Annotated in this window: 9 protein-coding genes; 6 read left to right on the forward strand and 3 right to left on the reverse strand. The window is 62.1% G+C overall.

The features are described from left to right. The first annotated feature begins 13 nt into the window (after nt 1–13). The 6 genes from ISP18_RS14845 to ISP18_RS14870 all read left to right on the forward strand — a co-directional run bounded on the left by ISP18_RS14845 (nt 14) and on the right by ISP18_RS14870 (nt 7,695). Nucleotides 14–2,404, forward strand: coding sequence for a TonB-dependent receptor plug domain-containing protein (locus ISP18_RS14845; RefSeq protein ID WP_380015863.1), 2,391 nt, complete (start codon nt 14–16; stop codon nt 2,402–2,404). A gap of 245 nt (nt 2,405–2,649) precedes the next feature. Then, the gene (locus tag ISP18_RS14850) at nt 2,650–4,230 is read left to right on the forward strand and encodes a flavin monoamine oxidase family protein (RefSeq protein WP_380013482.1); all 1,581 of its coding nucleotides are present in this window, start codon (nt 2,650–2,652) and stop codon (nt 4,228–4,230) included. Beyond that, nucleotides 4,227–4,670: a c-type cytochrome gene (locus ISP18_RS14855; protein WP_380013485.1), complete on the forward strand. Its 444-nt coding sequence runs from the start codon at nt 4,227–4,229 to the stop codon at nt 4,668–4,670. Before ISP18_RS14850 ends, ISP18_RS14855 begins: the two co-directional genes overlap by 4 nt. A gap of 16 nt (nt 4,671–4,686) precedes the next feature. Then, nucleotides 4,687–5,184: a RidA family protein gene (locus ISP18_RS14860; protein ID WP_380013488.1), complete on the forward strand. Its 498-nt coding sequence runs from the start codon at nt 4,687–4,689 to the stop codon at nt 5,182–5,184. A 289-nt stretch (nt 5,185–5,473) separates the two neighbouring features. Beyond that, entirely contained in the window at nt 5,474–6,865 is a 1,392-nt protein-coding gene (gene cysG / locus ISP18_RS14865; RefSeq protein WP_380013491.1) for a siroheme synthase CysG, read from the forward strand. Then, nucleotides 6,862–7,695: a uroporphyrinogen-III synthase gene (locus tag ISP18_RS14870; protein WP_380013494.1), complete on the forward strand. Its 834-nt coding sequence runs from the start codon at nt 6,862–6,864 to the stop codon at nt 7,693–7,695. The genes cysG and ISP18_RS14870 overlap by 4 nt, the downstream gene beginning before the upstream one ends. Before the next feature lie 168 nt (nt 7,696–7,863). Here the strand turns inward: ISP18_RS14870 and ISP18_RS14875 are convergent, their stop codons facing one another. From ISP18_RS14875 to nirD, 3 genes are all read right to left on the reverse strand, one after another. Further along, nucleotides 7,864–10,569, reverse strand: coding sequence for a molybdopterin-dependent oxidoreductase (locus tag ISP18_RS14875; RefSeq protein WP_380013497.1), 2,706 nt, complete (start codon nt 10,567–10,569; stop codon nt 7,864–7,866). A gap of 201 nt (nt 10,570–10,770) precedes the next feature. After that, on the reverse strand, nt 10,771–12,003 hold the full coding sequence (locus tag ISP18_RS14880) for an NAD(P)/FAD-dependent oxidoreductase (protein WP_380013500.1): 1,233 nt from the start codon (nt 12,001–12,003) through the stop codon (nt 10,771–10,773). Further along, the gene (gene nirD, locus ISP18_RS14885; RefSeq protein ID WP_380013503.1) at nt 12,000–12,350 is read right to left on the reverse strand and encodes a nitrite reductase small subunit NirD; all 351 of its coding nucleotides are present in this window, start codon (nt 12,348–12,350) and stop codon (nt 12,000–12,002) included. The genes ISP18_RS14880 and nirD overlap by 4 nt, the downstream gene beginning before the upstream one ends. Nucleotides 12,351–12,352: the final 2 nt, after the last annotated feature.

Raw genomic sequence — 12,352 nt, forward strand, 5'->3', positions numbered from 1 at the left:
GTTGGCAGCTGCCATGCTGTCCTTGTTTTCTGTAGGTATCGTTTTCAACACTACCGCCTGGGCCGATGACACACCCGCCGATACGCCCGCGCCCCAGAACGCCAAACAGCTCCAACAAGTAGTCGTTACCGGCACCCGTGCCACCGATCGCACCGCTGCCGAATCGCTTTCCCCGATCGACATCATCTCGCCCGCCGATCTCACCTCCAGCGGCGCCACCGATCTAGCCAGCGCTCTCAACACCGTACTTCCTTCGCTGGATTTCCCCCGCCCCGCCATCAACGATGGCAACGATGCGCTCCGACCTGCCTCGCTGCGCGGCCTTTCACCCGATGACGTACTGGTACTGGTGGATGGCAAGCGGTATCACACATCCGCACTGGTCAATTACAACTCCTCGGTAGGCCGCGGTGCAGCACCGGTGGACCTGAACTCCATTCCGATTTCCGCCATCGACCACATCGAAGTGTTGCGCGATGGCGCGGCCGCGCAGTACGGCTCCGATGCCATCGCGGGCGTGGTCAACATCGTGCTCAAGCACGGCGGCGCGGCAGGCGGCAACAGCATTACCGCCAATGGCGGCATCATGGACAAGGGCGATGGTGCGAATAACGGCGTGCAGGGTTCGGTCGGAATTCCGCTAGGCGGCGAGGACGGCAAAGCGCCGGGCTGGATGCGGGTGGCGTGGAACTACCAGAACCAGATGAACACCAACCGCGCCGAAAACACGGATCGTTCCACCACGATCGCCGGCGCCACCAACACCACCGGTTATCCCTACGAGCGCTACGGCGATCCTGCCGAGAAAACCTATCAGCTGCTGCTCAACTTCGCCTATGACATCGCGCCGAACATCGAGCTGTACGGCTACCTCAGCGGCAGCAAGCGCGACGTGACTTCCAACGGTTACTACCGTGCCTACAATTCGGCGCGCAACGTACCGGAGATCTATCCGAACGGTTTTCTTCCGGAGATCGTCAATCACACCAACGACACCGCTTTCGTCTTCGGCGTGAGAGGCCACACTGCCGGCGGCTGGCATTGGGATGTTTCAGCCGACTATGGCGAGAACAACCTGGTGTTCGACATCGCGAACAGCGTCAACACTAACCTGTATTACACCAAGGGCTATTCGCCGACCTACTTCCACGCAGGCACCTTCGCCAACAAGCAGGGCGTGTTCAACGTCGACTTGAGCAAAGAATTCAATTGGGGCTTCCTGCCCAATCCGGTTACCGTCGCGTTCGGCGCGGAATATCGCAACGAAAGCTATGACATCGGCGCAGGCGACGCGGATTCCTATTTCTTCGACCCGACCACGCTCATTCCCGGCACCACTACGCCATATGCCGGCGGCTCGCAGGTATATCCGGGCCTTACGCCACAAGTAGCAGGCGACTTCACGCGTCACAGCAAAGCCGCTTACGTGGACCTGGAAACCGATATCACCGACAAGTGGTCCGCAGGCGTCGCGGCACGCTACGAGGATTACAGCGATGCCGGCTCTACCCGTTCCGGCAAGATCTCCACGCGTTACCAGCTCACCGATACCTTTGCCCTGCGCGGCACGGTGTCGAACGGCTTCCGCGCGCCATCGCTCGCACAGCAGAACTACGAGTCGGTGGTGACGCTGATTCAGAACGGCGCACTCGCGCAGATCGGCACCTACCGCACCTCCGACCCTGCTGCCATCGCATTGGGGGCGAAACCGCTGGTACCGGAAAAATCGGTCAACTACAGCATCGGCGGCATATGGCAGCCGACTAGCAACTTCAACGCGACGATGGACCTTTACCAGATCCGTATCTGGGACCAGATCCTGTATTCCGATCAGATCGCGGTGAGCATTCCCAACAGCCAGGTCACCGGCGCGCAGTTCTTCGTCAACGGCGCCACTTCGCGCACACGCGGCGCTGACGTGATTGCGAGCTATCACCTTGACCTGGATACCTGGGGAGCACTCAACCTCAGCGGTAGCGCCAACTACAACGGCACCACCATCCTGCACGTCTCCACGACAGCCTTCGGCCGCGCCAGCCAGGGCCTGCTCACTGATGCCACGCCACGCACCAAGTATGTGTTCGCCGGCGACTGGCTGGTCCACAACTTCGACTTCCACGCCAATGTCACCCGCTACGGCGCAGTCACGCGCCTGGGTGACGATGCCAACGGCGACGAAGACCAAACCTTCGCCGCGCGTTGGATCCTCGACTTGGCCGCCAGCTACAACTGGCAAGCCTGGACGTTCACGGTCGGCGCCGACAACGTCACCAATCAGTATCCGACCAAGGCGGCGCTCAACAACGTGTACGAAGACCGCGCGGACGGTCTGCAGTACTCGGCGTTGTCGCCGTTCGGTTTCAACGGGCGGTATTGGTACGGGAAGGTGACGTATCGGTTCTAACGCTCCTTCTCCCTCTCCCCCATCGTTAATCAATGGCGGGGGAGAGGGTTGTGAGTGGTCATGGTTTGCGGGAGAAATTTGTACTCCTTGAGGCCGTCATTCCCGCGAAAGCGGGAATGACGGCCTTGAGGTTGTATCTAGCCTGTCGCGAGTTTTGGCCTCTCATCGGCTCCTCTTCCGTTGGAGGAAGGAGTCCCAGCACTCTCGCGAGGTATCCGATGCAAGACGACGGCTGTACGTTTTCAATGAAACGCCGCGACCTGCTGCGCATGATCGGCATGAGCGCCGGCGCGGCGGCGATGTACCAGGCCATGAGCAGCCTTGGCATGGCCGCCGAATCCAACTTCAAAGGCCATCCGCAACTGCAAGGCGCACCGAAGAACACAACGGTGCTGATTCTCGGCGCCGGCATCGCCGGCATGGTGGCCGCCTACGAATTGCGCCAAGCCGGCTACAAGGTGCAGGTGCTGGAATACAACCATCGTCCCGGCGGGCGCAACTGGTCGCTGCGCGGCGGCGATCGCTACACGGAACTGGGCGGCTTTACGCAACACTGCCAGTTCGACGAGGGGCTTTACCTCAATCCAGGCCCGTGGCGTCTGCCCCATCACCATCACGGCATTTTGAGTTACTGCAGGAAACTCGGCATACCGCTCGAACCGTTTGTACAAGTGAACCACAACGCCTACGTGCACAGCGCCAAGGCATTCGGCGGCAAGCCGCAGCGCTATCGCACCGTTAACGCCGACTACCGCGGCCACGTCGCGGAATTGCTCGCCAAGAGCACGCAACAAGGCAAGCTTGATGCGCAGGTGAGCAAGGAGGATCAGGAAATCCTGCTCGAATCCCTGCGCGACTGGGGCGCGCTCGACAAGAACCTTGCGTACGCCACCAATATGGAGAGCAGCAATCGCCGCGGCTTCGACAAAGATCCGGGCGGCGGGCTTTCGGCAAGGCCGGTTCCATCGAAACCCATCGCGCTCGATGAACTGCTCGACTCGCGCTTATGGGGTGCGCTCAGCCAAGGCGAAATCTATGAATTCCAGACCACGCTGTTCCAACCAGTCGGCGGCATGGGGCGCGTCGGCGAAGCGTTCGGCAAAGCGCTGGACGGGGTGATCCGTTACGGCGCAAAGGTGACGGCGATCCAGCAGGACGAGCACGGCGTTACCGCCACCTACGAAGACGCCGCCAAGCCAGGTACTGCATTGAAAGCGCACGGCGATTGGTGCATCTGCACGATTCCGCTGTCTGTGCTCAGCCAGATTCCGATGAATGTGAGCGCACTGATGACGGAGGCGATCAGCGCGGTACCGTATGCCGCCTCGGTGAAGGTGGGCCTGCAATTCAAGCGGCGTTTCTGGGAAGAAGACGAGCACATCTACGGTGGCATTACGTACACGGACCTGCCGATCGTCAACATCGGTTATCCCAGTGCCGGCTTTCACAGCAGCGGCAAGGGCGTGCTGCTGGGCGCCTATATCTGGGGGCTGCATGCTTTCGAATTCACCGCGATGACACCGCAGCAGCGCGTACAAAAAGCGCTGGAATACGGCAGCCAGATCCATCCGCAATACAAGCAGGAATTCGAAACCGGTGTGGCAGTGGGCTGGCATCGTTCGCCTTTCACCATGGGCTGCTTTGGCCTGTGGTCGGACGAGTCGCGCGCGAAACACTACGACAATCTCTGCCAGATCGACGGCCGCATTGCGCTGGCCGGCGAGCACGCTTCCTACCTGCCGGCCTGGCAGGAAGGCGCGGTGACCTCCGCCCTGGACGTGGTGGAGCGCATCCATCAGCGCGCCGTGGCGGAGGCACGCTCATGAAATCTTTCCCACGCAAACATCTTTCCGTGGCGTGCCTGTGCCTTGGTTTTCTGGCGTACGCGAATGCCTTGCACGCGCAATCTTCCGACAACGCCGCACACGCGCATTCAGCACTCGGTTCCGCCGACGGCAAGACGATCTTCGAGCACATCTGCCAGAGCTGCCACATGCCCGACGCCAAAGGCGCCACCGGCGCAGGCACTTACCCCGCGCTCAGCGGCAACCCGCGCCTGGTTTCGCCGCAATACATGGCGGCGGTGATCCTGCACGGACGCCGCGACATGCCGTCGTTCATCCAGACGGGCGAAGCCGGGCCACTGGAGGACGCCAAGCTTAGCGACACGCAGATCGCCGATGTGGTCAACTACGTGCGCACCCACTTCGGCAATCACTATGCGGATCGCATCACCGCTCAAGAGGTTGCCGGCATGCATCCCTGACCGGAGAACACCCATCATGCAGACATCCAAGTTCGTTGCCGCTATCGCCCTGCTGCTTGCCGCGCCCGCCTTCGTGCACGCGCAGGACGTAACTCGCTATAAGCTGCCCAACAGCAACTTCCCCATCTCCGCCGCGGTGGAAGTGCCCGCGGGCAAATCCATCATCTTCCTCAGCGGCATGGTGCCGCCGGTGGTCGATCCGAAAGCGCCAAAGGATTCAGCCGCCGCCTATGGCGACACCAAGACCCAGGCCATCGGCGTGCTCACCTCCATCCAGAAACAATTGCAGAGCATGCATATGGATATGGGCGACGTCGTGAAGATGCAGGTGTTCCTGGTGGGCGACGAAGCGCACGGCGGGCGTATGGATTTCGCTGGCTTCATGGCTGGCTATACGCAGTTCTTCGGTACCAAGGAGCAGCCTAAGCTGCCGGCGCGTTCGGCGTTTCAGGTGGCGGGGCTGGCCAATCCGGGGTTTCGGGTGGAGATCGAGGTGACGGCGGTGCGGCCGTAAGCTTGATCAAGCCTCTCTCCGCTGCGTACAGAGAGTCTCGCTTTTCCTCCTCCCCCTGCTTGCAGGGGGAGGTTGGGAGGGGGTGAACACTTGCGGGAAAGTTCACGGCAAGTACTCACCCCACCCCAGCCCTCCCCTGCAAGCAGGGGAGGGAGAAAATTCTGGCAAGTTGAGATTCGATGCTAATCAGGCCCCGAAGCTAAAAGCATCGTTATTCCCCATCGTCGAAAGCCACACCCACACTTCAGCATTAATCTAGACACACAAAGTTGTGGCGTCGGGAAACATCATGGGGCTCTATCCACTGTTCGCAGATTTGACCGGACTACCCGTGCTGGTAGTGGGTGGCGGTCACGTCGCGGAACGCAAGATTGCCGCGCTGCTCGCAGCTGGCGCGCAGGTACGCGTCGGCGCACCTACGCTCACACCAGTCCTGATGCAGCAGGTCGAAGAAGGAAAGCTCGAACATCATGCCGGCCCCTTCCAGCCAACATGGTTAAACGGCATGTGGCTGGTCATTGCCGCCACCGACGATCGGGACCTCAACGCCCAGGTTGCCGCCGCGGCGAGCGAACGACGCATATTCGCGAACGTGGTGGACGACCCTGCCCTGTCGCGTTTCCAGGTGCCGGCCGTGGTGGATCGCGCGCCGTTGACGGTGGCCATCTCCACCGGTGGCGCCGCGCCCGTCATCGCACGGCGCGTGCGCGAAACACTGGAAACCGAACTCGATCACGCACTCGGCCCGCTCACCGCTCTCGCGCAGCGGCATCGTGCACGCATCACGCAACGCTGGCCGGATCTGCCGGAGCGCCGTGCGTTCTACGACTGGTTGCATGATGGTCCGGTGATGGCGCTGTTGCGCAACGCGCGTTCCGACGAAGCCGAACAGGTTTTTCTTGATGCATTGAGCGCAACGGAAGCCCCCGCCTCGAAGGGTTCGGTGCTGCTGGTCGGCGCAGGCCCTGGCGATCCGGGGCTGCTCACGTTGCGTGGATTGCGTGCACTCAACCAGGCCGACGTAATCCTGCATGATTCACTAGTCAGCGAGGCCGTACTCGTGCTGGCGCGCCGCGACGCCGAGCGCATCGACGTCGGCAAGCGTTGTGGCGGACGTCATACGCAACAGGAACAGATTCATCAGCTGCTGCTCGATCTCGCGCAAGCCGGCCGTCGCGTCGTGCGTTTGAAAGGCGGCGATCCGTTCGTGTTCGGGCGCGGCGGCGAAGAGATGGAATTTCTACGTCAGCATGGCATTCCTTGCGAGATCGTCCCCGGCATCACCGCCGCCGTTGCATGTGCCGCGTACGCGGGCGTTCCGTTGACCCATCGCGACCACGCCCGCTCGGTGCATCTGCTTACCGGCCATGGCAAGGAATCGCTCGATGCGATGGACTGGCCGGCGTTGGCGCAAGATCATCAAACCCTCGCGGTCTACATGGGCGTGGCGCGACTCGACGAGTTCACGCAACGCCTGCTACAGAATGGCCGGCGGCCTGATACACCGTTCGTTATCATCGAGAATGGCACGCTGCCGCAGCAGCGCGTGGTGAGTGGCGTGTTGCATGAACTGCCAGCGCGCGCCAGGGAACAGGCGATCCATCCACCGGCACTGTTGATCATTGGAGAAGTTGCGGCATTGGCGCATGAACATGCATGGTTTGGTAGCCTTCACGCATGACTGAGATCGACTCGGACCGTCCCCTGCAAAACCGCCGCATCGCGGTGCCCGAATCGCGCGAACTGGACGTATTCGCCACGCTGCTGGAACGCCGTGGCGCTTCGGTGCTGCGCTGCCCGCTCGTCGATATTCGCGACGCGCCGGATTCCGGACCGGTGCTCGAATGGCTGCGCACGTTCTGCGCGGGCGGCTGCGATGATCTGCTGTTGTTTACGGGTGAAGGCTTGCGTCGCCTGCTGAGCGTGATCGAACACCACGCGCCCGAGCTCCACGAGAACTTCGTCGCGCAACTTTCCACCGTACGCATCATCGCGCGTGGCCCCAAGCCGGGACGTGTGTTGCGCGAACTTGGTCTGAAGCCAACGCTCGTGGCTGATCCTGCGACGACAGCGGGCATGATTGCCTTGCTGCAGACCTTTGATCTCAACGGACGACGCGTGGGCGTGCAGCTTTACGGCACCGAGCCCAACACACTGATGATGGATTACCTGGCCGGCGCCGGTGCACAAGCGCTGCCCGTGTGGCCTTACGTGTACGCCGATGCCGCGGCAGATGCCGAAGTGCTGGCGCTGATCGAAGCCATGCACAACGATCAGGTCGATGCGATCGCCTTTACCAGTTTGCAGCAGGTGGAGCGGCTGTTCCGTCTCACCGAACCCGATCGGCTGAGGCAAGCGCTGGGTCGCACGGTGGTGGCGGCTATCGGTCCCGTGGTCGCCGATGCGCTGCGCGTACACGGTGTGGAACCGCAAGTAGTGCCAGAAGAAAGTTATTACCTGAAGCCGTTGACGCAGGCGCTGATTGAGCGACTCGGTTCGACCTCGCCGTAAGCACAGGTAGGCTGGGCTGAGCGCACCGAACCCCAGCATCGGATACCGCCAAACATGGCGATGCTGGGATTCGCAAACGCTCATCCCAGCCTACATCGACGATGAGAGTTCCCCGCAAGAATGCTCCCTCACCCCAACCCTCTCCCCAGAGGGGAGAGGGAGCTGAAGTTAGGCATTCACCTCCGCTCTGACCTCCGCAATCAACTGCTTCAACTCCGGCACGCACGAACCGCAATTGCCGCCCGCACGCAAGGCCGCGGTGATTTGCGCCGGCGTTTCCAGGCCCTGTTTACGGATCACCTCGCAAATGGTGTTGCGCCCTACACCGAAGCAAGAGCACACCATCGGCCCCGTCGCCGCACCGGGGCTCGCCGGTTCGCCGATCAGCAAGGCGATGCGGTCGGCCTCTTCGAGCTGATCGCGCACGAATAGGCTCGCCAGCCAGTGTCGTGCGGGCAAATCGGGGCGCGAGGAAAGGAACGCGCAGGACTCGATGCGATCGTCGATCATGTGCGCCGCGCGATATATACCGGTGCTGCGATCCTCGTACTCCAGCCAGTCCGCATCGGGATCGTTGACACCCAGCCACGCACGCGCCCAGGCACTGCATTCCGATGGCCGTTCGCGATGCGCGATCTCGTAGCGGCGGAAACGGTCGCCTTGTATGGACGTCCAATAGCTCAAGCCATCCGGCGCCAGCAGCTGACGGCTGAGCGCGAAGCCATACCAGCGCACGGGAAACGGCTCAACGCTCACCGGCGTGTGCTTGAACTCTGGCTCGCCGGAGATCGGATCGGCCACCGGATTGACCACGCTGCCTACACGGGCGTCGGAAGCGAACTGGTCGTTCCAGTGGATCGGCACAAACACGTTACCGGCAAGAATGCCGCCGCTGTGCTTCACGCGCCCCACCATGCCGCCCCAGCGCGATTGCACACGCGCCAGTTCGCCTTCGCGTACGCCACAGCGCAAAGCATCGTGCGGATGCATGTCGACGAAGGGTTCGGGGATATGTCCGGTGAGCCGCGGCGCCTTGCCGGTGCGCGTCATGGTATGCCACTGGTCGCGCACGCGACCGGTGTTGAGCACCAAGGGATATTCGAGATCCGTGGCGTTGACCGGCATGCGCGCTGGCGTCGCAATGAAGCGCGCGCGGCCATCGGCATGCGAATAGCGGCCATCAGCGAGCAAACGCGGGGTGCCTTCGCCATTCGCCGTAACCGGCCATTGCACCGGCTGGATCGCGTCGTAGCCTTCGCGATCCAGCTTCGCCAGGCCCTCCAGATTGAGCAGCCGACGTGCGGCAGGTTCACCGTTCGTGCCTGGATCATGATTGCGATACGCGGTTAGCCGTGCATGCTCGGCGAATACCGCATGCGCATCATCGAATTGGAAACCTTCCGCAAAGCCAAGGCGCTGTGCCACCTCGCACACGATTTGCCAATCCGCACGCGCCTCGCTCGGCGCCGGCAAAAACGTGCGTTGGCGGGAGATGCGCCGCTCGGAATTAGTGACCGTGCCATCTTTCTCGCCCCAACCCAGCGCAGGGAGCAACGCGTGCGCGTAGGCGTTGGTGTCGGTCTGAGCCACGATGTCGGAGCTCACCACCCACTCACAGCGCGCCAGCGCCTGCTTCACGCGATCAGCATCGGGCAGGCTCACCACCGGATTGGTGGCCATGATCCACACCGCTTTCACCCTGCCCTCGCCGATCGCTTCGAACAAGTCCATCGCTTTCAAGCCGGGCCGATCGGCGATGCGCGGCGACTGCCAGAACGATTGCACGATCTGGCGATGCACTGGATTGTCCAATTCCATGTGCGCCGCCAACATGTTCGCCAGGCCACCTACTTCGCGTCCGCCCATCGCATTGGGCTGGCCGGTGAGCGAGAACGGCCCCATGCCCGGCTTGCCGATGCGCCCGGTGAGCAGATGGCAGTTGATGATGCTGTTGACCTTGTCGGTACCGCTGGACGATTGATTCACGCCTTGCGAGAACAGCGTGACCGTACGTTCGCAGCGCGCGAACCAGCGATAGAAATTCAGCAGATCCGCAAGCTGTACGCCGCACACGCGCGCCACTTCGGCCGGATCGCCGGCATCCGCCTGCGCCGACGCCAATGCCTGCGCGAAACCCTGCGTGTGCGCTTCCACGAAACGCGCATCCATCGCGCCGTGCTGAAACAGGAACGCGAGCAGACCGTTGAACAGCCACACATCCGTGCCGGGTTTCACCGGCAGATGCAGATCGGCCGATTCGCAGGTCGCCGTATGCCGCGGATCGATCACCACCATCCGCGGCGGCGTGCCGCTTTCCTTCGCCTTGGCGATGCGCTGGTACACGATGGGATGGCACCACGCGGTGTTCGAGCCCACCAGCACAATCAGCTCCGCCTGCTCCAGGTCTTCGTAGCAGCCTGGAACGATGTCCTCACCGAATGCACGCTTGTGCCCCGCCACCGCGGAGGACATGCACAGGCGTGAGTTGGTGTCGATGTTGGCGGTGCCGATGTAACCCTTGGCGAGCTTGTTGACGACGTAGTAGTCCTCGGTGAGTAGCTGGCCGGAAACATAGAACGCCACCGCATCCGGACCATGCTGGTCGATGACGCGACGAAAGCTTTCGGCCACGCGGTCTAGGGCATCGTCCCAGTTCGTGCGCTGCAAGCGACCATCGGGCGCGCGCAGCATCGGATGCAGCAAACGACCACGCAGGTCGACTGTTTCGCCCAGCGCGGAACCCTTTACGCACAGGCGGCCGTGATTGGCCTGGTGCTGCGTGTCGCCTTCCACATGCACGGAGCCATCGGCGTTGGCGTGTGCCAGTACGCCGCAACCTACGCCGCAATAGGGGCAGGTGGTGGCTACGGTCATGGGCCCAGGCTCCAGATGCCCGAAGCATCGTCGAATAACAGGACGAGGCGCGCAGCAAGCTCCTCCCCCTGCTTGCAGGGGGAGGTTGGGAGGGGGTGAACACTTGCGGGAAAGTTCATGGCAAGTACTCACCCCACCCCAACCCTCCCCTGCAAGCAGGGGAGGGAGTCATCTCAGCAGCGTGTTGCTTTCCGGCCACACTCACGCCGCCACCTCCGCCGGTTGGCAATAATGCTTGCCAAACAACAACCGATCGCGAATCGGCGTGATGTCTGTGCCACTCTGGATCAGCTCGAAATACCAGCCGCCATCTTTCACATCCCCATACAGCACGGCACCGATGATCTGGTTATCCTTCAGCACCAGTCGCTTGTAAATGCCGCGGCGCGGATCACGCAGCACCAGATCCTCCGTGCCGTCACCGCCAATGAAATCGCCTGCGGAATAAAGATCAATACCGCTGACCTTGAGCTTGGTGGCCGTCTTCGTGGAGCGATAACGGCGATGCCCGACGCGCGCCAGGTGCGATGCACAGACGCGCGCCTGCTCCCACACTGGCGCCACCAGTCCGAACGTGAGACGGCGATGCTGCACGCATTCGCCCACGGCATAGATGTGCGGATCGTAGGTCTGCAAGGTATCGTCGACCACGATGCCACGTTCGCAATGCAGGCTACAGGATTTCGCCAGCGCGATGTCCGGGCGCACGCCTACTGCCATCACCACCAGGTCGGCCTCAATGCGGCTGCCGTCGGCCAGCGCGATGCCCTCGACGCGTCCATCGCCGTACAACGCCTCCGTCTGTGCATTCAAAAGCACGTTCAAACCACGTGCCTTCAGATTGTGCGAAAGCAGTCTCGATGCATCGGCATTGAGTTGCTGCTCCATCAGCACTTCGATGCGATGGAGCAACGTCACCTGCATACCGCGACGCAAAAGTCCGTTGGCGGCCTCGATGCCAAGCAGGCCGCCACCAATCACCGCGGCGTGCTTGTAAGTGCTGGCGGCCTGCAACATCTGCTCGACGTCATCGATGCCCCGAAAGCCGATCACGCCCGGCAGATCGCCGCCCGGCAGCGGCAGCATGAACGGCTTCGAGCCCGTGGCGATCAGCAGGCGGTCGTATGGAACATCCACACCCTTGTGCGAACGCACGCGTCGGCGCCGCCGGTCGATTGCCACTACCGGATCGCCCGCGTGCAGCGTGATGCCGTTCTCCGTATACCATTCCCGCGTGTTGAGCATGATCTCGTCAGTGTTCTTTTCGCCGCTCAACAACAGCGAAAGCAGAATGCGGTTGTAATTGCCATAAGGCTCGGCGCCGAACACGGTGATGTCGTACAGGCCGGGCGCGAGCTGCAGCAGCTCCTCCACCGTGCGCATGCCGGCCATGCCGTTGCCGATGACGACCAGCCTGGGCCGCGGCTCGCTCATCGCAAAGGAGCCCCCAGCAGAACGTGATCGCTCTGCAGCTTCACCTGCCAGGCACGTACTGAGTGTTCCGGCGCTTCCAGGCATTCGCCAGTACGTAGATCAAAATGCTGCTTGTAGATCGGCGAGGCCACTACGATGCGCCCGCCGAGGCTGCCGACCAGGCCGCGTGAAAGCACAAAGGCGTCGGCGTTAGGATCGAAGTTGTCGATCGCATAAAGCTCGTGTTCGCCGACGCGAAACACCGCTACCTGCTCATCGTCCACCAGCGCGCACACGCCGGTGTTCGGCACGATGTCCTCCAGCTCGCACACTTCGGTCCAGCCTTGCATCGTCACGACATCATCCATCG

This window comes from Dyella humi (assembly GCF_044904605.1).
Lineage (GTDB): Bacteria > Pseudomonadota > Gammaproteobacteria > Xanthomonadales > Rhodanobacteraceae > Dyella_B > Dyella_B humi.

Bases quoted from the DNA above. Each gene is read 5' to 3' on its own strand.
- ISP18_RS14875 (WP_380013497.1), bottom strand. From the start codon at position 10,569: ATGACCGTAGCCACCACCTGCCCCTATTGCGGCGTAGGTTGCGGCGTA.
- ISP18_RS14855 (WP_380013485.1), top strand. From the start codon at position 4,227: ATGAAATCTTTCCCACGCAAACATCTTTCCGTGGCGTGCCTGTGCCTT.
- cysG (WP_380013491.1), top strand. From the start codon at position 5,474: ATGGGGCTCTATCCACTGTTCGCAGATTTGACCGGACTACCCGTGCTG.
- nirD (WP_380013503.1), bottom strand. From the start codon at position 12,350: ATGGATGATGTCGTGACGATGCAAGGCTGGACCGAAGTGTGCGAGCTG.
- ISP18_RS14845 (WP_380015863.1), top strand. From the start codon at position 14: ATGCTGTCCTTGTTTTCTGTAGGTATCGTTTTCAACACTACCGCCTGG.
- ISP18_RS14870 (WP_380013494.1), top strand. From the start codon at position 6,862: ATGACTGAGATCGACTCGGACCGTCCCCTGCAAAACCGCCGCATCGCG.
- ISP18_RS14880 (WP_380013500.1), bottom strand. From the start codon at position 12,003: ATGAGCGAGCCGCGGCCCAGGCTGGTCGTCATCGGCAACGGCATGGCC.
- ISP18_RS14860 (WP_380013488.1), top strand. From the start codon at position 4,687: ATGCAGACATCCAAGTTCGTTGCCGCTATCGCCCTGCTGCTTGCCGCG.
- ISP18_RS14850 (WP_380013482.1), top strand. From the start codon at position 2,650: ATGAAACGCCGCGACCTGCTGCGCATGATCGGCATGAGCGCCGGCGCG.